The organism is Falsigemmobacter faecalis (assembly GCF_003863335.1).
GTDB classification, from domain to species: Bacteria; Pseudomonadota; Alphaproteobacteria; order Rhodobacterales; family Rhodobacteraceae; genus Wagnerdoeblera; species Wagnerdoeblera faecalis.
Window position 1 is genome coordinate 1 of record NZ_RRAZ01000003.1, and the last position, 20,193, is coordinate 20,193.

A 20,193-nucleotide genomic window follows, 5' to 3' on the forward strand; every position below is an offset into this window, starting at 1 on the left:
GATGAGCCCAGGCCATCCGCTACAAAATCAGCGCGGCTGTTCCAAGTCATTCGACGACGGACACGGTGCTGTAACCATCTGCTTTGTTGGAGCGTTTTTGCCGGAGTTGATGCGGGCGCCACTGCTGACAGGCCTGAGTGCGATAAGCGTCTCGCTCCTCGGTCCCGTTATGTGCCTGGAGGTCTGGCGCCGCATCTGTATGGGCTATCCAACTCGAAAATGGCGCAGCCAAGTGCAGCCCGACTAAGGCGGGAGAATCGTGGACGCTTTCGGGCGAGAAAAAGCAATTCAGGCAAACAAAACCCAAGCCCCAAAATGCAAACAACGCCATGAGGCAATCTCATGACGCAAAAGGCTGTTTTGCCTGGTGTTTACACGGAAAAAGTGGCGCGCCCGAAAGGATTCGAACCTCTGACCCCCAGATTCGTAGTCTGGTGCTCTATCCAGCTGAGCTACGGGCGCGCTGTCTTCGTGAGGCGGTATCTAGCTGCCTCACGGCGGGGCCGCAAGGGGGAAAGCGCAGATTTTCTGCAGATCATGAAATTTTCCTGATCCCGGGCAGGGTTATCAAAAATTCAGTGCCATCCGTGTCGCTGCGCAGCAGCTCCAGGGTGCCGCCGTGGCCGCGAACAAGCTCCGCCGCGATCACGAGACCCAGCCCGGTGCCCCCCTTGCGGGAACTGCCCTGGAAAGCCGCAAAGAGATTCTCGCGGGCCTTTTTCGGCAATCCCGGCCCGGTGTCGCCGACGCGGATCCAGACGCTTGCCTCATCTTCGGCGCCGCTGATCTCAATCTCTCCGCCCTTGCCTGTCGCCTCAATGGCCTGGCGCGCGTTGCGGATCAGGTTGGCGAAGACGCGGTAAATCTGCTCGCCATCCGCCTCAATGGTGAGATCCGGGGGCAGATCCACGATGGCCGCCACCTGACCTGGCGTATCCAGCCCCTCGCCGCTCAGAACTTCCTCGACCAGGGGCTGAAGCCGCAGCCGGCCGAGCCGCGGCTCTGCTTCATCGGCCTTGCCGAAGGAGAGAGTGGTTTCGCACAGGGTCACCGCGCGGGAGATCGAATTGAGAAGTTTCGGCGCCATCCGCGCCACCTTCGGGTCCTCGCTGGTTTCCAGGCGATCCGCAAAGAGCTGTGCGGAAGCCAGGATATTGCGCAGATCATGGCTGATCTTGGCGACCCCTGCCCCAAGCTGCGCAAGACGTTCTTTCTGGCGCAGCGCACCGGTCAGGCGGGTCTGCATGGATTGCAGGGCCTCCTCGGCCTCGCGCAGTTCCCGGAGGCTGGACGTGGGGGTAATGACGAGGTGGGCATCCTCGGGCGAGGCGGCATAGGCCTTGATATGCTCGACCACACGCCCGATAGGGCGCACCATCAGCGCATGAACCGCCATAAAAAGCAAAAGCGCCGTTGCCGCAACGATCAGCGCCGAAGTCAGCAGGATGCGCAGACCCGATTCCAGCAAAGCCTCCCGCAGCGGGGCGCTCTCCGTCGTGACCTCAATCAGCAGCCCGGCATCATTTGAGGGGGTCCCGATGATGCGGATTACCTCATTGCCGCGACCGAGCATCGCAGCCATGGCGTCGCGCACCAGATCCCAGACCCCCGAGAAGCGCAGATCATAGGTGGCCGCAACGGGGGCGGGGATCGGGGAGGACAGGATCAGCTGGCGTGCCTCATCGCGCCGCAGAACGACGTTGAACACACCGGCATTCGCCAGCAGTTCGGCCTCCAGATTTTCGTCCACCGGTCCGTCTGTCGTCAGCCGCGCAAGCGCAGCAATCTGAGCCTTATCAAGGCGCTGCTTCATCCAGTCCTCGCGGAAACCCGCAACGGACGGCAGAAAAATCAGCACCTCTGCCAGAAGCACAAAGGTCAGGGTCAGGCCGAGGAACCGCCCGGAAAGGCTGTTCAGCATATCCTCCGTCCGTCTCAGGCCCTGCGGATGATCCGATCACGGCCGTTTGAACAACTGCCTAGCAGATAGGTCGGATCCACAACAGAGCAAGGAGATTTAGCGGCAGGATTCCGCGAAAAAACAGGGCCATCGCGATTGACTTGATGTCTAAGCCCAGGTATGGACTGCGCCTTATTGACGACAGTGTTCCGAATCCACCCGGGCTCCTGTCAACCGAATGGAGAGCGCGATGAAACGCACTTATCAACCCTCGAAGCTGGTCCGCAAGCGGCGCCACGGCTTCCGTTCGCGTATGGCGACCAACGGTGGTCAACGCGTTCTGGCAGCACGTCGTGCAAAAGGTCGTAAGCGCCTTTGCGCATAAGACCTTGGTAAGGGCCGGCCTGCTGGCCCGAACCGGACTGACCCGCCCCTTCGGGGGCAGGCAAGGCGCCGCATGCGGCGCTTTTTGTCGTTTCAAGCCCTGACAGGTTCCCGATGAATGTTCTGAAACTCCGCTCTGATTTTCTGCGTGCAGCCCAGGCACGTCGTCAGGGAACGGGGGGCTTCCTTCTTCAGGCGCGCGAGCGCGGGGATGGCTCTGACCTGATGCGGATCGGCTTCACCGCCTCTAAGAAGGTTGGCAATTCCGTGATGCGCAACCTGGCGCGGCGGCGGATGCGCGAGCTTGCCCGCGAAATTCTGGTGCGCGATGGCAAACCGGGCTGGGATTACGTGATGGTCGCGCGGCCTGGCGCGACCGTGGTGCGCGACTTTGCTGAGCTGAAAAACGACCTGGCTTTCGCGATCCGCCGCGTTCACACCCCAAAAGAGCCCGCCCCGAAAGAAGGCGCTGCGAAGCCATGAGCCCCCTGGCCCATGTATTGACCTGGGCCGTTAAGGGCTATCGGCTGATCCTCAGCCCCTGGATCGGCTATGCCTGCCGCTTTCAGCCGACCTGCTCGGTCTATGCGCTGGAGGCTTTAAGGCTGCATGGCGGGCTGAAGGGGGGCTGGCTGGCGGCCTGGCGCATTGCGCGCTGCAACCCCTGGGGCGGCAGCGGCTATGATCCGGTGCCGGGAAGTGATCCCCGGCACGACTGCGGCTGCGGCCGCCATTAAGTTTCAGAGCTTTGGTGCCCCGGTAAGGGCCAGCGCCGCCGTAAAGGCCGCTATGAGGCCCGGGTCTTTGCGGCCCGGGCTCGCCTCCACCCCGGAAGAGACGTCGACCTGGCGGGCCCCTGTGAGGCGCACAGCCTCAAGGACATTACCGGGGGTCAGACCACCGGCGAGCATCCAGGGCCTGCGCCACTGACGCCCCTGCAGCAGACGCCAGTCAAAGGCGAGGCCGTTGCCGCCGGGAAGGTCCGCTGTCTTAGGTGGCTTCGCATCAACCAGGATCTGATCGGCCACGGCTTCATAAAGCGCCAGAGCCGCCAGATCCTCTGCCTCTGCAACCCCGATCGCTTTCATCACCGGCAGGCCATAGCGGGCGCGCACTTCTGCCACCCGCTCCGGGCTTTCCGCGCCGTGAAGCTGCAGCATATCAAGCGGCACGCGCGCGGTGATTGCATCCAGCAGATCATCCCCTGCGTTGACCACCAGCGCCACCTTGGCAAGGCCAACCGGCGCTTCGAGCGCCAGAAGGGCAGCCTCATCAATGGTCAGATTGCGCGGAGATTTCGGGAAAAACACGAAGCCTGCATAGGCTGCGCCGGCCTTCGCCACCGCAGCCACATCCTCAGGGCTGCGCAATCCGCAGATTTTGGCGCGCACAGCGCCGCCCTGGCCCGGCAGCTGCCCGGGCGCTACAAAACGAACGGGCATCTCAGATCGCCTTGCGCGGCGATTCCAGCAGCGCCAGAACCTCGTCCTTCTGGACGGCCTGGGGTGCGTTGACGGCAACCACCTGCTGCAGACGAGCCACCTCACGCGCGCGGGCTGAGGCTTCGGCGCGGTGACGGTGCCCCCGCAGCCATTCCCAGACAAAGCCGATCAGCAGCCCCATCAGGATCCCGCCGAAGGCCACCACAAAAAGCGGCACTTCGACAGAGGTGTTGAACCTGGCGACCTGGCCAATGTCATGGGGCAGGGCGTTCAGGGTGACAGTATCGCGGTTCGCCAAAGCAACGGTGATCAGGAAAAGCCCGATCACCCCAAGGACGAGCCAGCGGAGATATTTAATCATTATCCTCATCCGGTCCGGTGTCATGACCGTTCAGTCGGTCGCGCAACAGTTTCCCGGTTTTAAAGAAGGGAACGCGCTTTTCGTCAACCTCAACTGACTCGCCCGTTCGCGGATTGCGACCGGTCCGTGCATCACGTTCCTTGACCGAGAATGCACCGAAACCGCGCAATTCGACGCGGTCACCCCGCGAAAGCGCAGAAATGACCTCTTCAAAAACCGTGTTCACGATGCGCTCAACGTGCCGCTGGGTCAGGTGCGGATTTTCGTCCGCGATCTTCTGGATCAGCTCAGAGCGTATCATCAAATCCCCCCGGATTATATACGGACCCTGTTCGGCCGGGCCTGGCACAGACGTAAGCAGAACTACAGCCTGCACAATTCTGTTTACCTGTAAAGAGTTTGCTGCATTTTACAAACTTTGTCGGGCGGAAACGAAAACGGCCCTGCCACCGAAAGGGGCAGGGCCGTCCATGTCTCAGCTTACGCTGTCAGGCAATCAGTTGTTGCCGCGCAGTGCTGCACCGAGGATGTCGCCCAGCGACGCGCCCGAATCGGACGAACCGTACTGCTCGACAGCTTCTTTCTCTTCTGCGATCTCGCGTGCTTTGATCGACAGACCCAGACGACGGGTTTTCGGGTCGATGTTGGTCACGCGGACATCCAGGGTGTCACCAACCTGGAAGCGCTCGGGGCGCTGGTCGCCACGATCACGTGCGAGGTCCGAACGGCGGATGAACGACTTGGCGCCGTTGTATTCCACCTCGATGCCGCCCTCTTCGATCGCCGAGACGACAACCGAGATGACCGAACCGCGTTTCACGCCGTCAACTGCATCGGTGAAGGTGTCTTCGCCGAGAGCTTTGATCGAGAGCGAGATGCGCTCACGCTCAACGTCGACTTCCGAAACAACTGCACGGACGGTGTCGCCCTTGCGGTAGTTGGCAATCGCGTCTTCGCCGCGCTGATCCCACGACAGATCCGAGAGGTGAACCATGCCGTCGATGTCGCCTTCGAGGCCAACGAACAGACCGAACTCGGTGATGTTCTTGACTTCGCCTTCGATCTGGGTGCCGGCCGGGTTGTTCTCAGCGAACACTTCCCACGGGTTGCGCATAACCTGCTTGAGGCCAAGCGAAACACGACGTTTTGCCGAGTCGATCTCGAGGACCATGACGTCGACTTCCTGCGAGGTCGAAACGATCTTGCCGGGGTGCACGTTCTTTTTGGTCCAGGACATTTCCGAGACGTGAACGAGACCTTCAACACCGGCTTCCAGCTCAACGAATGCGCCGTAATCGGTGATGTTGGTGACGCGGCCTTTGTGGACCGAACCCAGCGGGTAGGTTTTCTCAACAACATCCCACGGATCGGTCTGCAGCTGTTTCATGCCGAGCGAGATACGGTGGGTTTCTTTGTTGATCTTCACAACCTGGACCTTCACGGTCTCACCGATTGCGAGGATTTCCGACGGGTGGTTCACACGGCGCCATGCCATGTCGGTGACGTGCAGCAGGCCATCAACGCCGCCCAGGTCAACGAAGGCACCGTATTCGGTGATGTTCTTGACCACGCCGTCAACGATTTGACCTTCAGCCAGTTTGCCGATGATTTCAGCACGCTGTTCTGCACGCGACTCTTCGAGGATCGCACGACGCGAAACCACGATGTTGCCACGACGACGGTCCATTTTCAGGATCTGGAACGGCTGCTTCAGACCCATCAGCGGGCCGGCATCACGCACCGGACGGACGTCAACCTGCGAACCCGGAAGGAACGCAACAGCGCCGCCCAGATCAACAGTGAAGCCGCCTTTGACGCGACCGAAGATGGCGCCATCGACGCGCTCTTCTTTAGCGTAAGCTTTTTCCAGACGATCCCAGGCCGCTTCGCGTTTTGCTTTTTCGCGCGAAATAACAGCTTCGCCACGAGCGTTTTCAACGCGGTCGAGATAGACTTCGACTTCGTCGCCAACAGCAACCTCAGGCGCTTCGCCCGGGTTTGCGAATTCTTTAAGATCGATGCGGCCTTCCATTTTGTAGCCGACGTCGATGATGGCCTGGCCAGCTTCGATAGCAATGACCTTGCCTTTGACAACCGTGCCCTCTTCGGGGGTGTCCAGCTCAAAGCTCTCGTTAAGAAGGGCTTCGAATTCTTCCATAGTCGATTTAGCGCACATGCGTATGCAGTCCTTTTAATCTGTTTCACGGGCCAGGCGGTTGTCTCCGCCGGTCTTTCATGGTCCCGTTCGCAAAGCTGAAAGGTCCGGAAAACTCCGGCCCCGGCTAGTCATGCCATCGGGATGGGGCGCATCTAGTGCATTTTGGCCTTAGATACAAGGAAAACCGCCGCTGCGCCCAGGCCGTCGGCGGGTTTAACAACCTGCATCTGCGGCATTGAGGCCCGTTGAATCGGCTGCTAACACTTCGGGTAACGGAATTTCACGAGGAGACCCCGATGTCTGAAGAGAACGCCGCACCGCCGCAGGTCCGGATGAATGTTGTCACTCAATACGTCCGTGACCTCAGCTTTGAAAACGTTCTGGCCCGCAAAGGCGCGAACTCGGGCGATGTGCAGCCGGATATCCAGGTTCAGGTCTCGCTGGATGCTTCGAAGCGTCCGGTCGACAACCAGTTCGAAGTGATCCAGAAATATAAGATCACCGCGGTCAACAAAGTGAACGGCGAAAACCTGTTCCTGCTGGAAATCGAATATGGCGCCGTCTTCCATATCGAAGGCGTGCCGGAAGACCAGATGCACCCCTTCCTTCTGATCGAATGCCCGCGGATGGTCTTCCCCTTCGTGCGCCGCATCGTGTCGGATGTGACCCGTGACGGTGGCTTCCCGCCGCTGAACCTGGATCCGGTTGACTTCCTGGCCCTCTACCGCCAGGAGCTGGCGCGTCGCGCCCAGGTCGGACACGCCTGATCCATCTCAGGAGGGGCGCTGCGGTGCCCTTCCTTTTCACTGGCATCTGAAGATCAGAAGATTGAAATTCTGCGTATTACGCGAATTTCTTCCAGATCGCACTCTCACCCATTTTAGACACGAAAGCCTCATGGGCTGAGGTCTCTTCCGCGCTGAGCCTGGAGGCCAGAGGCTGTGATCGCGGCCGGGCGCGCCAGTTTTCATCCATCGTCAGCGCGCCGCTGCTGCGCCGCTCGGCAACCGGTGCAAGAACCAGGTCGGGCTGACGCCCGCCGATCAACTCAAGATAGACCTCCGCCAGGATTTCACTGTCAAGCAAAGCGCCGTGCTTTTCCCGCGCCGAGTTATCAACCCCGAAACGGCGGCACAGCGCATCCAGCGTCGCCGGCGAGCCGGGGAATTTTTGCCGCGCCATGGCCAGGGTGTCGGTGACGTTCTCCCAGCGAAGATGCGTCAGCCCGGCCTTGCCCAGTTCGAAGTTCAGAAACTTGATATCGAACCTGGCGTTATGGATGATGAGGCGGGCATCGCCGATAAAATCAAGGAAAGCCTGACCGACTTCGCGAAAGAGGGGATAGTCGCGCAGAAACTCTTCTGAGAGGCCGTGGACGTTAAAAGCCTCAACCGGCATGTCGCGCTGCGGGTTAACATACTGATGATAGCTGCGGCCGGTCGGCATGTGATTGAACAGCTCAACCGCGCCGATTTCAACGATACGGTGCCCCTCAGAGGGCTCAAACCCCGTGGTCTCCGTATCGAGAACGATCTCACGCATGATCCAGATCCTTACGAATTTCTGAAAGGATCTGATCCACCTTCGCCTGCGCCATATCAAGGGTCATCGTCTCAATCACCCAGGTCGCGCGGTCACGTTTTTCGGCGTCCGGCATCTGAAGGCTGCGGATCCGCTCAAACTCCGCCTCGGTCATGGTGCCCCGCGCCAGCACCCGCCCGCGTTGTACCTCAGCGGGCACCGAGACCACGGCAATCCCGTCACAAAGTTCCTGCGACGGGCCTTCCAGCAGAAGCGGGATATCAAGCACGAGGACAGGCGCATCGGTGGTTTCAATGAAAACCTGGCGATCCGCCGCGACCAGAGGATGCACAATCGCCTCGATCTGACGGAGCACGCCAGGTTCACGCGCAATCGCCGCCTTCAAAGCGCCGCGATCAATTCCGCCGTTCACAAGGGCCTCTGGCAAGAGGCGCGCCAGAGGGGCAACCGCCGCCCCGCCAGGTTCATAGAGGCGGTGCACAGCCGCATCCGCATCCCAGACCGGCAGGCCTGCAGCGCGAAACATCGCAGCCGTGGTGGATTTCCCCATGCCGATGCCACCCGTCAATCCAAGGATATAGGGCGTCATGCCGAAAGCACCGCCTGCCGGGTTTCGTCATCAACCACAGGGCGGGTCCCGAACCAGCGCTCAAAGCCGGGAACGGCCTGGTGCAGCAGCATCCCCAGGCCGTCGACAGTCCGGCAACCGGCCTGGGCTGCCGCTTTCAGGAAGGGCGTCTCAAGCGGAGTATAGACGATGTCGGTGACCAGGGCGTCCCTGTTAATCCGGTGCAGCGGCGTTCTGAAATCCGACTTGCCCACCATCCCCAGCGAGGTGGTGTTCACCACGGTAGCCGCGTCTTCGATCATCTCACCGCCGGCATTCCAGTCCACGATAACGACACGGGTGCCGAAATCATGGCGCAGGATGTCAGCGCGGGTTCGTGTGCGGTTCGCAACCCGAACCTCCGGCGCTCCGGCCTCAAGAAGTGCGGAAATCACCGCCCGCGCGGCACCGCCCGCGCCGAAGACCGCCGCCGCACCGAGGGCGGGATTCCAACCTGGCGCTTCCTGGCGAAGATTGTTCAGGAAACCAATGCCATCGGTGTTATCCGCCTGAATTTTACCGTCTTTTCGGAAGATCACCGTATTGGCCGCACCGATCAGCGCCGCACGATCGGTCACGATATCGGCCACCGACAACAGAGCCTCTTTATGCGGGATGGTCACATTGCAGCCCACGAAACCCATCTTCGGCATCATCTGCAGCGCAGCCGCAAAATCCTGGGGCGCAATATCAAGCGGGATGTAATGTCCCGCAATCCCATAGCGCTTCAGCCAGAAGCCATGCAGCGCCGGCGAGCGCGAATGCGCGATCGGGTGGCCAATGACACCGGCAAGAGGGATCTGGACCGGGGCAGGGATCTGAGAGGTCATGCTGCAATCATTCCGCGTTGAGCCAGGTAACCAAGAAGGGCGACAAGCGGCAGCCCCAGGACGGTGAAGTAATCGCCCTGAACCGCTGAGAAAAGCCGGACACCTTCTTCCTCCAGCTTATAGCCTCCCACGCTGTCGAGCACGGAGGTGCCGTTGCGCGCCAGATAGGCCTCCAGATAATCGTCTGAAAACTCACGCATCGTCAGCCGCACCTCTCCCACATGCCGCCAGACCGGCTTTTCCCCCTCATAGACTACCACCGCTGACAGAAGTTTGTGAGTCTGTCCGCGAAGTGTCTGCAACTGTGACCGCGCCGCATCGCGGTCGCCAGGTTTGGAAAAGACCTGGCCTTTGAAGTCCAGAACCTGGTCACAACCGATCACCACCGCGCCAGGAAAGCGCCCGGCCACCTTGCGGGCCTTCATCTCGGCCAGGGCATCGGCCTGATCACGGGGGGTGGCGCCCTCGGCCTCCAGGGCCGCGCGGATGGCCTCTTCGTCGATGCGGGCGGGATGAAGCGTCACGTCAACGCCTGCCCGTGCCAGCAGTTCAGCCCGGATCGCAGATGCGGAGGCGAGGATCAGTTCTGTCATCATAAAACCTGTGGAAAACCCCGGTTATTTTCACCTCATAAGTTCGCGGAACCTGGCGCTGCCCGCGGGAATGGGCGATACTGTGGGATAAGTGTCAAGTCTGACCCCTGAAAATCCACAGCCGGATAACTTCTCAAGCCCTGGGTTGAAAACCCTGTCGGCGAAAAAGTTTCCATAAACATGTCCACAGGCCTGGTGAAGGCCCATGGTTGTGTAATACACTGAGATTCCGACGGAATTTCTTCCGGACGGACTGATTCTGTGAATCCCTACCAGGTTTTTCCACAGCTGGCCAGGCCTGTGGGAAAGAAACCTGGTAATTTGTGTTTTCCTGTTTTCCACTGCCCCTACTATCTACTACATCTTTAATTCTTATTTCTTATTATAAAGAAGAAGACGGATGACCTGGCTGGCCGCGGTGCTCTCGGATCTCTACCCTTGGACCAAAACGCTGCATGTGATCTCGGTGATCTCCTGGATGGCAGGGATCTTCTATCTGCCCAGACTTTACGTTTATCACGCCGAGCGGGTCTCTCAGGGCCTCCCTGAGGCTGAGGAGATGTTTCGCACGATGGAGCGTAAGCTTCTGCGCGGGATTATGAACCCGGCGATGATCGCGACCTGGTTCTTTGGCCTTTGCCTCGTTTTCACTCCAGGAATTGTGGACTGGTCGATGGCCTGGCCCTGGACGAAAGCGGCCTCTGTCCTCGGGATGACCTGGTTTCACCATTGGCTGTCGTCCAGGCGCAAAGAGTTTGCCCTGGGGCAGAACCAGCGGCCAGGACGGACTTACAGGCTGATGAATGAGGTTCCGACCCTGCTGATGGTGCTGATTGTCGCCTCTGTGATCGTGAAATTCTGAAGGCTCCGTTGACTCGCCAGGTCCGACCAGGCTATCAGCGGGTTTGGCGGCCGTCCGGCCAGGCCAATTCCCATTTCTGACCCTTCTGGCCGCGCTTCGGTGTGGCCCCTTTGTATTTGAGGCCCGCCCATGAGCCAGGACGTCCTGGAACAGCTGAAACTCTCGGACCTGAAAGCCAAGACCCCGGCAGACCTGCTGGCCATGGCTGAGGAATGGGAGATTGAGAACGCCTCGTCCATGCGTAAGGGCGAGATGATGTTCCAGATCCTGAAGGAACATGCGGAAGAAGGCTTTGAGATCGGCGGCGACGGCGTCCTTGAGGTGCTCCAGGACGGTTTTGGCTTCCTGCGCAGCCCTGAGGCCAACTACCTGCCAGGTCCGGACGATATCTACGTCAGCCCCGATATGATCCGCCAGTGGTCTCTGCGCACCGGCGATTCGATCGAGGGCGTGATCCAGGCCCCGCGCGAAAATGAGCGCTACTTCAGCCTGACCAAGGTGACGAAGATCAACTTTGATGACCCTGAAAAGGCGCGTCACAAGGTTCATTTCGACAACCTGACCCCGCTTTATCCGGAATCGCGTCTGCAGATGGAGATCGAAGATCCCACCATCAAAGACCGTTCGGCCCGTATTATCGACCTGGTTGCCCCGATCGGCAAAGGCCAGCGTGCGCTGATCGTGGCGCCGCCGCGCACCGGTAAAACCGTGCTGCTGCAGAACATCGCCAAATCGGTCGCTGAGAACCATCCTGAGTGCTATCTGATCGTCCTGCTGATCGATGAGCGCCCGGAAGAGGTGACGGATATGCAGCGCTCGGTGAAGGGGGAGGTCATCTCCTCGACCTTCGACGAGCCCGCAACCCGTCACGTCGCCGTGGCCGAGATGGTGATCGAAAAGGCGAAGCGCCTGGTCGAGCATAAGCGAGATGTTGTGATCCTTCTGGATTCCATCACCAGACTTGGCCGTGCCTTCAACACTGTGGTGCCGTCCTCGGGTAAAGTGCTTACCGGTGGTGTGGATGCCAATGCGCTGCAGCGTCCGAAGCGCTTCTTTGGTGCCGCGCGGAACATCGAAGAAGGTGGCTCGCTGACGATCATCGCGACCGCGCTGATCGATACCGGCTCACGTATGGACGAAGTGATCTTTGAAGAGTTCAAAGGCACCGGCAACGCTGAGATCGTTCTGGACCGCAAGGTTGCCGACAAGCGCATCTTCCCGGCCATGGACATTCTGAAGTCCGGCACCCGGAAAGAGGAGTTGCTGGTTGATCGCAACAACCTGCAGAAGACCTATGTGCTGCGCCGGATTCTGAACCCGATGGGCACCACGGATGCCATCGAGTTCCTGATCTCGAAACTGAAGCAGACGAAATCGAACTCGGAATTTTTCGAGTCAATGAACAGCTGAGGAACCGGGGAATGGACACGATCTATGCCCTGGCGACTGCCCGGGGCAAAGCCGGTGTCGCCGTCATCCGCATCTCAGGGCCCCTCGCATGCGAGGGGCTTTTGCCGTTGGTCGGCAGCTTTGGCGCCCCCAGGGTTGCCGCGCTCCGTCGCCTTCGCCATCAGGGTGAGGTGATCGATCAGGCGCTCGTCCTGCGCTTTACGGCAGAAGCCAGTTTCACCGGCGAAGAGGTGGTCGAACTGCATCTGCACGGCAGTACGGCAATCGTGCGCGCCGTGCTCGATATCCTGGCGCAACTGCCAGGTTTGCGGATGGCCGAAGCCGGAGAGTTTACCCGCCGCGCCCTTGAGAATGGTCGGATGGACCTGGCGCAGGTCGAGGGCCTTGCCGATCTGATTGAGGCGGAAACGGAAGCGCAGCGTCGGCAGGCCATGCGGGTGTTCTCTGGTGCGCTTGGGGATCGGGTCGAAACCTGGCGGTCGCGCATGTTGCGCGCCGCAGCACTGCTTGAAGCAGTCATCGACTTTGCAGATGAAGACGTTCCGGTTGATGTGCGGCCTGAGGTCAGGGATTTGATAACCGTCGTGCTGAGCGAGCTGCGGCAGGAAGCGGACGGCTATAAGGCTGCCGAGCGGATCCGGGATGGCTTTGAAGTTGCTATACTGGGTGCCCCGAATGCCGGGAAATCGACACTGCTCAACCGGCTGGCCGGGCGCGAGGCTGCGCTGACCTCTGAATATGCCGGAACCACACGTGATGTCATTGAGGTTCGCATGGACCTCGGTGGACTGCCTGTGACGCTTCTCGATACCGCAGGGTTGCGAGAGGCCAGCGATCCCGTTGAAGCCATGGGTATCGCCCGGGCCATCGATCGCGCCAGGTCAGCGGATCTGCGGGTCTTTTTGCTGGGCGGTGATGACGACCGCTTCGACCTGGCTCCGGAAGAGGGAGACATCGTCGTTTCAGGAAAAGCAGATGTAGCCCCGGTTAAGGGCTTTTCGGTTTCCGGACGCACCGGAGAGGGTGTTGAGCAACTGGTCTCGATGCTCACCGAGCGCCTTACCGGACTGTCCGCTTCAGCCGCGACGATTACCCGTGCGCGTCACCGTGCGTCAGTCCTGCGCTCCATCGGAGCTTTGGAAACCGCGCTGAAAATGGTAGAAAGCCGAAACCTGAGCGAAGAACTGGCCGCTGAGGCGCTTCGTGTCGCCATTGCTGCAATGGATGATCTTGTCGGTCGGATTGGTGTTGAAGAGCTTTTGGGTGAGATATTCTCGTCCTTCTGCATCGGAAAGTAGGATTGTTTCACATGAAACACTATGATGTGGTCGTGGTTGGCGGCGGACATGCCGGTGTGGAAGCTGCAGATGCTGCTGCGCGCATGGGCGCGGTGACGGCACTCATCTCGCTGAAGCGGGATGGTATAGGTGTTATGTCCTGTAATCCGGCGATCGGAGGCCTGGGTAAGGGCCACCTCGTGCGCGAGGTCGATGCCTTCGACGGCATTATGGCGCGGGCTGGTGATATGGCCGGGATCCAGTATCGTCTGCTCAACCGCCGCAAAGGCCCTGCCGTTCAGGGCCCGCGCATTCAGGCGGATCGAGCACTTTATCGTCAGGCGGTGCAGACACTGCTCAGCCGGCGCCAGGGCCTTGATATCATTGAAGGTGAGGCTGTCAGCTTTGGCCTGGATGGAAACCGGATCACCGGTGTTGAGCTTGCCGATGGTAGCTTTCTTCAGGCAAAGTCCGTCATTCTTACATCTGGTACTTTCCTGAATGGGGTGATCCATGTTGGCCCGGAACGGTCTGCGGGTGGACGAGTGGGTGACCCCGCGTCAGAGCGACTGGCCTCAATGCTGCGGGAAATTGCTCCAGGTCGCGGTCGCCTGAAGACCGGCACTCCGCCCCGATTGGACGGTCGGACGATCGCCTGGGACCGCCTTGAAGTTCAGCAGGGCGATGAAGAGCCGATGATGCTCTCGTTCCTGAACGAGCGGCCATTGGTTCGCCAGATCGCCTGTGGCATTACCCATACCAATGAGCGTACCCACGAGATCGTGCGGGACAACCTCTCGCTCTCCGCAATGTATGGTGGCCATATCGAGGGGGTCGGTCCGCGCTATTGCCCTTCCATCGAAGATAAGATCGTTCGGTTTTCTGAAAAAGACAGCCACCAGGTTTTTCTCGAGCCGGAAGGCCTGAACGATCATACGGTTTATCCGAACGGTATCTCCACCTCACTCCCGGCTCATGTGCAGGAGGCCTATGTGCGCTCAATCAACGGCCTGGAAGAGGTTAAGATACTCCAGGCCGGCTATGCCATTGAGTATGATTACTTTGACCCCTGCGGATTAAGCCGGGGTCTCCAGGTCAACTCGCTGCGTGGCCTGTTCTTTGCCGGGCAGATTAACGGTACCACAGGCTATGAAGAAGCGGCCGCCCAGGGCGTGCTGGCTGGGATGAATGCTGTCCGCTATGCCCGTGAAAAAGACGAAATCGTTCTGCAACGCTCGGACAGCTATATCGGCGTCATGGTGGACGATCTGGTGACCCGTGGGGTCACTGAACCTTACCGCATGTTTACCTCCCGTGCGGAGTATCGTCTGACGCTTCGTGTTGATAACGCGGACCAGCGCCTGACCTCGCTTGGCGTTGAACTGGGTCTGGTGGGCGAGAGCCGGGCCCTGGCTTTTGCCGAGAAAATGGCCCGCCTCGACTCGGGTAAGGCGGCGATGTCGGCGCAGGGCTTCTCTCCGCGAGACCTGGAAGCTGTTGGTATATCGGTCAGCAAAGACGGTGTCCGCCGCACAGCGCTTGAAGTTATGGCCTTTCCTGAAGTGACACGCGCGCAAATTGAAACTCTGGTGCCTGCCGTTTCAGAGATTTCGGGTGCGGATTTCCTGCAACTTCACTCGCAATCGCTTTACGCGGCTTATGAAGACCGCCAGCGCGCACAGGTTGAGATTATGCGTCGTGAAGAGGGACAGATCATTCCGGCAGAGTTCGATTATGACACGGTGTCAGGTCTGTCCAATGAGCTGAAGCTGAAGCTGCAGCGTGCGCGCCCCGAAAGCCTGGCACAGGCGGCGCGAATTGAAGGCATGACACCGGCAGCGATTGCACTCATTCATATTCGGATCAAAATGCTGTCCCGTGCACGCCAGGAGGTCTCCGCTTGACCTGGACTGTTAAGGTTCGGGGCCAATCCCTGACCGCTGAAACCTGCGAACGTCTTGAGACCTTTGAAGCTTTGCTGGCTCGCTGGTCCCCTAAAATCAATTTGGTTTCCAAATCGACTCTTGGGGATATCCGCGAAAGGCATGTGCTGGATTCCATCCAACTTTACGACCATATGCCTGAAACTGCGCTAAAATTTGCAGATTTTGGCAGTGGCGGCGGCCTTCCGGGGATCATTATGGCGATCCTCTCGACGCAGTTTGCGCCTAAGGCACAGCATATTCTGGTAGAGTCAGATCAGCGGAAGGCCACCTTTCTTCGTGAAGCGGCCCGCAGCTGCCAGGTTAACGTGAAGGTCATCAGTGATCGGATTGAGAGTGTCGCACCTCTCAACGCTGAGGTTGTAACGGCCCGTGCCCTCGCGGCCTTGCCTCAACTTTTTGCCTGGATTTCTCCGCATATGGCGCCATCGGCCGTCGCCATCCTGCCAAAGGGTGAGGCGTTCCAATCGGAAGTCGACGCGGCTTTGGAAAAGTGGCAGTTTGACCTTTCAGTGCACAAAAGTGTGACTGAACCCCTGGCGCGCATTCTATGCGTGACCGCATTAAGCAGACGATCATAACCGAGGCGGGAATGAGAATTATCGCGATTGCGAACCAGAAAGGTGGCGTGGGTAAGACCACAACGACCATCAATCTCGGAGCGGCTTTAGCGGAGGCTGGCAAACGCGTACTTCTCATTGATCTTGATCCGCAGGGAAATACCTCTACCGGGGTCGGGATTGAGCCAGAGCAACGGGGCTTTTCCAGCTACGATCTGCTGCTGAGTGGCCGCAAGCCAGTGCCGCTGGAGGTGAAAACCTCGACGGCCTCGTTTTGGGTTGTACCTGCGACAACGGATTTGGCTTCGGCAGATATAGAGCTTCACGCGCATGAAAAGCGCAGCTTCCTGCTAAGCCAGGCTCTTCGCCGTAAAGCATTGATCGAAATGTCTTTCGACTTTGTTTTGATCGATTGCCCGCCCTCACTGAACCTTCTGACTGTTAATGCGATGGTCGCAGCGACATCGGTTTTGGTTCCGCTGCAGGCAGAGTTTTTCGCGCTTGAAGGGCTGTCCCAGCTCATGAGGACGATCCGTGAGATCCGCGCAAAGGCCAATCCCGCCCTGAGGATCGAGGGCGTGGTTTTGACCATGGCCGATATGCGGAACCGTCTGTCGCAGCACGTCGAAGCGGATGTCCGCGCAACCCTTGGTGAAGTAGTCTTTAATGTTGTCATTCCACGCAATGTGCGCATCAGCGAAGCGCCCTCCTACGCAACGACTATTCTGGACTACGACCCCTTATCAAAAGGGGCTCTGGCCTATCGGGCGCTTGCAAGGGAACTGCTGGAACGCCACGATGGACAAAAACGGGGAGAACGGGGATGAGTGAGCGCAGAGCGGAGCGGCGTGGCCTCGGACGCGGGCTTTCAGCCCTGATGGCCGACGTCGGAATGATGGAGCAGTCGACCGGGCGTGGCAGTCATGCGCCCGGCGTGCGCGAAGTTCCCATCGAAAAAGTGCACCCCAACCCGGATCAGCCGCGGCGCATCTTCGATAAAGATGCCCTGGAAGACCTGTCGAACTCGATCCGTGAAAAGGGCGTTCTTCAGCCTTTGCTGGTTCGGGAGGTGAACGGAAGTTTTGAAATTGTTGCGGGTGAGCGTCGCTGGCGCGCATCGCAACTTGCCCGGCTGCACACTCTGCCAGTCATTGTGCGCGAGTATTCTGACACGGAAGTGCTGGAAGTCGCGATCATTGAGAATATTCAGCGAGCGGACCTCAGTGCAGTTGAGGAGGCGCAGGCCTATAAGCAGTTGATCGACCGGTTCGGTCATACGCAGGATAAAGTTGCTGAAAGTCTTGGAAAAAGTCGCAGCTATATTGCGAACTCCCTTCGTCTGCTAAGCCTTCCTGAAGATGTTGTTGAGTTGATTGAGAACGGCTCGCTTTCGTCAGGCCATGCCCGCGCATTGGTGGCGCTGGAGAATGCCTCGACGATGGCGCGGCGCATCGTCGATAAAGGAATGAGCGTCAGGGAAGTCGAACGCCTTGTTCGGGAAGGGAAAACCGGCAAAGGCGAGGCTCGGAAATATGCCGTTCGCTCGGATACCCGTGACGATGATACGGTTGCTTTGGAAGCAGATATCTCCGGAAATCTGGGAATGGCAGTTCGGATCCGGCACGAACCGAACACCGGTGCGGGTACCGTGACGATTGCCTATAATTCACTGGAAGAACTCGACCGGCTCTGCGGACTTCTTTCGCAGATACCGGCCGAAAAATTACACTGACATCAGCGGGACGTCGGTCGCCAGTTCAGCAACCAGAGTGTTGAGGAGCAGGCGACCTTCCAGCGTGGTGCGGATGCCATGCTGGTCAGCGATGACGAACTTTTCGTCAATCATCAGATCCAGCTTCGGCCAGGGGCCACGCGCGATGCCTTCCCGCGCCAGGAGATCCCAGCTCAACCCCTCCCGCACGCGCATGCCCATCATCAGAAGTTCCTCAGCGCGATCCATAGCCGAGAGGGGCGTGCTGAGAAGGTCTCCGCTGCCTTTACGCTCAACAGCGCTGAGCCAGAGCGTGGGCTCACGTATGGCTTCCGTGGCGCGTCTTTGATCCTTAAGGCCAATTCGGCCATGGGCGCCAGGTCCGATCCCGGCATAGCGGCCACCCTGCCAGTACAGGCGGTTGTGGCGCGATTCCTCGCCGGGAATGGCATGATTTGACACTTCATAGGCGAGAAGGCCCGCGCGATCACAGATCTCCTGAGTCGCCATGAACATATCGACTGCGCGGTCTTCGTCGGGCAGCCCCCGCAGTTGTCCTGCGGCAAAGCGGCGGCCAAAGACCGTGCCGTCTTCGATGGTCAGCTGGTACAGTGACAGGTGGCGGCCCCCAAGGCTAAGGGCCTCATGCAACTCTTCGCGCCACTGGTCCAGAGTTTGATTTTGCCGCGCATAGATCAGATCAATATTCACCCGATCAAAGGTTGAATGCGCGATCCCGATGGCTTTTTTTGCTTCTTCAGCACTGTGCATGCGACCCAAAAGCTTCAGATCGGCATCATTAAGAGCCTGAATTCCAAGAGAAACGCGATTTACACCCGCGGCACGGTAACCCGCAAAACGCCCGGCTTCGACGGAGCCGGGGTTGGCCTCCATTGTGATCTCAACATCATTGCTCCAGCGCCAGGCCTTTCGGGCGCTTTCGATGATTGCAGAGACGACCTCCGGATCCATAAGCGAGGGCGTGCCGCCGCCAATAAAGATCGTTTCAAGAATCTCGTCAGGGCATTCCTCAGCAAGACGCTGGATTTCGTTCTGATAGGCCGAAATCCAGCGCTTCTGATCTATATGTGCCACAACATGCGAGTTGAAATCGCAATACGGACATTTCGTCTGACAGTAGGGCCAGTGGATATAGAGGCCAAAGGCCATAGGTCACCTCAGTTCAGATGTGTTTCACGTGAAACATGCCTGGAGCTTTTCAAACGCTCTGGCACGATGGCTTATGCGGTTTTTTTCCCAGCGGTCCATCTCGCCGAAGGTCACATCATAGCCTTCGGGTGTGAAGATGGGGTCATAGCCATGGCCATTACGTCCGAGTCCGGGCCAGACAATTTCTCCGTCCACTTTACCTTCGAAGACCTCATCATGTCCATCGGGCCAGGCCAGGACAAAAGTGCAGACAAACTGAGCCCGCCACGGCTGGGGGCGACCGGATTCCACTAAGCGGTCATAGACTTTGCGCATAGCCATCGCGAAGTCCCGCCCATTTGGTGTTTCGGCCCAATCTGCGGTGTAAACGCCAGGTTCTCCCCCCAGATCATCCACCATCAGCCCTGAATCATCGGAAAGCGCAGGTAATCCGGTCGCGCGGGCCGCTGCATGGGCCTTAATGCGGGCATTGCCTGCAAAGGTCGTCTCGGTTTCGACCGGCTCGGGCAGCCCAAAGTCTGCAGCACCTTTTACGCTGATCTGGCGGTCAGAGAAAAGGGCTGCAATTTCCTCAAGCTTGCCCTTGTTGTGGGTGGCGACGAGCAGTTCCGAGCCGGTAAACTTTCTCATGCTACGGCTGCCTTCTGCGCGGCGACCAGTTGCTGAACGCCGGCCTCCGCCAGGTCCATAAGCCGGTTCATATCATCCCGCGCGAAGGTCGCGCCTTCAGCTGACATCTGGACTTCGACCAGACGCCCGCGGCCGGTCAGAACAAAGTTGCCATCGGTGCCCGCGGCGCTGTCTTCGGCATAATCCAGATCCAGCACCGACTGGCCGGCATAGATCCCACAGGAGACCGCCGCCACATGATCCAGCAACGGGTCCGAGACGATTGCACGGGTCTGCAGCAGACGGTTCGCTGCAAGGCGCAGCGCGACCCAGCCGCCGGTGATGGCTGCGCAGCGGGTGCCGCCATCGGCCTGCAGTACATCGCAGTCAATCACGATCTGACGCTCACCCAGGGCGGCCCGATCGACGCCTGCGCGCAGCGCACGGCCAATCAGGCGCTGGATCTCAACGGTGCGGCCCTGCTGCTTGCCGGTCGCGGCCTCACGGCGGGTGCGCGACCCGGTGGCGCGGGGCAGCATACCGTATTCCGCGGTCACCCAGCCAAGGCCGGTGCCTTTCAGAAACGGCGGCGGGCGGTCTTCAATCGTGGCGGTGCACAGCACATGGGTGTCACCCACCCTGATCAGGCAGGAGCCTTCGGCGTGTTTGACCACACCGGTCTCAATTGAGACCGTCCGCATTTCGTCGAGTTTCCGTCCTGAGGGGCGCATGATCCGTCCTTTCGAAGCACATTCCCCCGGAGTTACTCCTCCACCCCCCCTGAGACAAGGCTGTGCGGGGCAGGGTGCATTGACGCAGCCGCCGGGACTTCCA

Annotated in this window: 24 protein-coding genes and 1 tRNA gene; 12 read left to right on the top strand and 13 right to left on the bottom strand. The window is 59.4% G+C overall.

Annotation, left to right across the window (positions count from 1 at the left end; genetic code table 11):
• Positions 1 to 247 (top strand): hypothetical protein (locus tag EG244_RS20805; RefSeq protein WP_233588896.1); only part of this gene is annotated, 247 nt, incomplete at its 5' end.
• Between the two features lie 138 nt (positions 248 to 385).
• Here EG244_RS20805 and EG244_RS02220 read toward each other — a convergent pair.
• Together EG244_RS02220 and EG244_RS02225 are read right to left on the bottom strand one after the other, a co-directional pair.
• A tRNA-Arg gene (locus tag EG244_RS02220) sits at positions 386 to 462 on the bottom strand.
• Between the two features lie 73 nt (positions 463 to 535).
• Positions 536 to 1,921, bottom strand: a complete 1,386-nt coding sequence (locus EG244_RS02225) for a sensor histidine kinase (RefSeq protein WP_124963386.1) — start codon at positions 1,919 to 1,921, stop codon at positions 536 to 538.
• Positions 1,922 to 2,150: 229 nt separating this feature from the next.
• On the opposite strand from EG244_RS02225, the gene rpmH reads away from it, so the two are divergent.
• The 3 genes from rpmH to yidD all read left to right on the top strand — a co-directional run bounded on the left by rpmH (position 2,151) and on the right by yidD (position 3,021).
• Positions 2,151 to 2,285: a 50S ribosomal protein L34 gene (gene rpmH, locus EG244_RS02230; protein ID WP_124963387.1), complete on the top strand. Its 135-nt coding sequence runs from the start codon at positions 2,151 to 2,153 to the stop codon at positions 2,283 to 2,285.
• Between the two features lie 113 nt (positions 2,286 to 2,398).
• Positions 2,399 to 2,767 (top strand): ribonuclease P protein component, encoded by a 369-nt coding sequence (gene rnpA, locus EG244_RS02235; protein ID WP_124963388.1) that lies wholly within the window; start codon positions 2,399 to 2,401, stop codon positions 2,765 to 2,767.
• The gene (gene yidD / locus EG244_RS02240; protein ID WP_124963389.1) at positions 2,764 to 3,021 is read left to right on the top strand and encodes a membrane protein insertion efficiency factor YidD; all 258 of its coding nucleotides are present in this window, start codon (positions 2,764 to 2,766) and stop codon (positions 3,019 to 3,021) included. Before rnpA ends, yidD begins: the two co-directional genes overlap by 4 nt.
• A 3-nt stretch (positions 3,022 to 3,024) precedes the next feature.
• On the opposite strand, the gene EG244_RS02245 is transcribed toward yidD, so the two are convergent.
• The 4 genes from EG244_RS02245 to rpsA form a co-directional block, all read right to left on the bottom strand.
• Positions 3,025 to 3,726: a phosphoribosylanthranilate isomerase gene (locus EG244_RS02245; protein ID WP_124963390.1), complete on the bottom strand. Its 702-nt coding sequence runs from the start codon at positions 3,724 to 3,726 to the stop codon at positions 3,025 to 3,027.
• 1 nt (position 3,727) lies between these two features.
• Positions 3,728 to 4,087, bottom strand: a complete 360-nt coding sequence (locus tag EG244_RS02250) for a LapA family protein (protein ID WP_233588897.1) — start codon at positions 4,085 to 4,087, stop codon at positions 3,728 to 3,730.
• Positions 4,080 to 4,388 carry an integration host factor subunit beta gene (gene ihfB, locus EG244_RS02255; protein ID WP_124963391.1) on the bottom strand — a complete coding sequence of 103 codons (309 nt, stop codon included), beginning with the start codon at positions 4,386 to 4,388 and terminating at the stop codon, positions 4,080 to 4,082. Before ihfB ends, EG244_RS02250 begins: the two co-directional genes overlap by 8 nt.
• A 195-nt stretch (positions 4,389 to 4,583) precedes the next feature.
• A complete protein-coding gene (rpsA, locus tag EG244_RS02260) occupies positions 4,584 to 6,263 on the bottom strand; it encodes a 30S ribosomal protein S1 (protein ID WP_124963392.1) in 1,680 nt (559 codons plus the stop codon).
• A 278-nt stretch (positions 6,264 to 6,541) separates the two neighbouring features.
• Here rpsA and secB point away from each other — a divergent pair, with 278 nt between their 5' ends.
• Positions 6,542 to 7,012: a protein-export chaperone SecB gene (gene secB / locus EG244_RS02265; protein ID WP_124963393.1), complete on the top strand. Its 471-nt coding sequence runs from the start codon at positions 6,542 to 6,544 to the stop codon at positions 7,010 to 7,012.
• Between the two features lie 76 nt (positions 7,013 to 7,088).
• Here the strand turns inward: secB and dnaQ are convergent, their stop codons facing one another.
• From dnaQ to EG244_RS02285, 4 genes are read right to left on the bottom strand one after another with little or no spacing between them, the layout of a single operon-like run.
• On the bottom strand, positions 7,089 to 7,787 hold the full coding sequence (dnaQ, locus tag EG244_RS02270) for a DNA polymerase III subunit epsilon (RefSeq protein ID WP_124963394.1): 699 nt from the start codon (positions 7,785 to 7,787) through the stop codon (positions 7,089 to 7,091).
• Positions 7,780 to 8,376, bottom strand: a complete 597-nt coding sequence (gene coaE / locus EG244_RS02275) for a dephospho-CoA kinase (RefSeq protein ID WP_124963395.1) — start codon at positions 8,374 to 8,376, stop codon at positions 7,780 to 7,782. The genes dnaQ and coaE overlap by 8 nt, the downstream gene beginning before the upstream one ends.
• Positions 8,373 to 9,224, bottom strand: coding sequence for a shikimate dehydrogenase (locus EG244_RS02280; RefSeq protein ID WP_124963396.1), 852 nt, complete (start codon positions 9,222 to 9,224; stop codon positions 8,373 to 8,375). The genes coaE and EG244_RS02280 overlap by 4 nt, the downstream gene beginning before the upstream one ends.
• Entirely contained in the window at positions 9,221 to 9,820 is a 600-nt protein-coding gene (locus EG244_RS02285; RefSeq protein ID WP_124963397.1) for a Maf family protein, read from the bottom strand. The genes EG244_RS02280 and EG244_RS02285 overlap by 4 nt, the downstream gene beginning before the upstream one ends.
• Before the next feature lie 397 nt (positions 9,821 to 10,217).
• Between EG244_RS02285 and EG244_RS02290 the strand changes: the two genes are divergently transcribed.
• From EG244_RS02290 to EG244_RS02320, 7 genes are all read left to right on the top strand, one after another.
• On the top strand, positions 10,218 to 10,679 hold the full coding sequence (locus tag EG244_RS02290) for a CopD family protein (protein ID WP_124963398.1): 462 nt from the start codon (positions 10,218 to 10,220) through the stop codon (positions 10,677 to 10,679).
• A 129-nt stretch (positions 10,680 to 10,808) separates the two neighbouring features.
• The gene (gene rho / locus EG244_RS02295) at positions 10,809 to 12,089 is read left to right on the top strand and encodes a transcription termination factor Rho (protein ID WP_124963399.1); all 1,281 of its coding nucleotides are present in this window, start codon (positions 10,809 to 10,811) and stop codon (positions 12,087 to 12,089) included.
• 11 nt (positions 12,090 to 12,100) lie between these two features.
• On the top strand, positions 12,101 to 13,387 hold the full coding sequence (mnmE, locus tag EG244_RS02300; protein WP_124963400.1) for a tRNA uridine-5-carboxymethylaminomethyl(34) synthesis GTPase MnmE: 1,287 nt from the start codon (positions 12,101 to 12,103) through the stop codon (positions 13,385 to 13,387).
• Between the two features lie 11 nt (positions 13,388 to 13,398).
• Positions 13,399 to 15,270 carry a tRNA uridine-5-carboxymethylaminomethyl(34) synthesis enzyme MnmG gene (gene mnmG / locus EG244_RS02305; protein ID WP_124963401.1) on the top strand — a complete coding sequence of 624 codons (1,872 nt, stop codon included), beginning with the start codon at positions 13,399 to 13,401 and terminating at the stop codon, positions 15,268 to 15,270.
• The gene (gene rsmG / locus EG244_RS02310; RefSeq protein WP_124963402.1) at positions 15,267 to 15,890 is read left to right on the top strand and encodes a 16S rRNA (guanine(527)-N(7))-methyltransferase RsmG; all 624 of its coding nucleotides are present in this window, start codon (positions 15,267 to 15,269) and stop codon (positions 15,888 to 15,890) included. The genes mnmG and rsmG overlap by 4 nt, the downstream gene beginning before the upstream one ends.
• On the top strand, positions 15,860 to 16,696 hold the full coding sequence (locus tag EG244_RS02315) for a ParA family protein (RefSeq protein ID WP_199737741.1): 837 nt from the start codon (positions 15,860 to 15,862) through the stop codon (positions 16,694 to 16,696). Before rsmG ends, EG244_RS02315 begins: the two co-directional genes overlap by 31 nt.
• Positions 16,693 to 17,601 carry a ParB/RepB/Spo0J family partition protein gene (locus EG244_RS02320; RefSeq protein WP_124963403.1) on the top strand — a complete coding sequence of 303 codons (909 nt, stop codon included), beginning with the start codon at positions 16,693 to 16,695 and terminating at the stop codon, positions 17,599 to 17,601. The genes EG244_RS02315 and EG244_RS02320 overlap by 4 nt, the downstream gene beginning before the upstream one ends.
• Here EG244_RS02320 and hemW read toward each other — a convergent pair.
• From hemW to rph, 3 genes are read right to left on the bottom strand one after another with little or no spacing between them, the layout of a single operon-like run.
• On the bottom strand, positions 17,593 to 18,750 hold the full coding sequence (gene hemW / locus EG244_RS02325; RefSeq protein ID WP_124963404.1) for a radical SAM family heme chaperone HemW: 1,158 nt from the start codon (positions 18,748 to 18,750) through the stop codon (positions 17,593 to 17,595). The two genes, EG244_RS02320 and hemW, sit on opposite strands and share 9 nt — an antisense overlap.
• 24 nt (positions 18,751 to 18,774) lie before the next feature.
• Complete coding sequence (gene rdgB / locus EG244_RS02330; protein ID WP_124963405.1) at positions 18,775 to 19,380, bottom strand: RdgB/HAM1 family non-canonical purine NTP pyrophosphatase; 606 nt, start codon at positions 19,378 to 19,380, stop codon at positions 18,775 to 18,777.
• Complete coding sequence (gene rph / locus EG244_RS02335) at positions 19,377 to 20,090, bottom strand: ribonuclease PH (RefSeq protein ID WP_124963406.1); 714 nt, start codon at positions 20,088 to 20,090, stop codon at positions 19,377 to 19,379. Before rph ends, rdgB begins: the two co-directional genes overlap by 4 nt.
• Between the last annotated feature and the right edge of the window lie 103 nt (positions 20,091 to 20,193).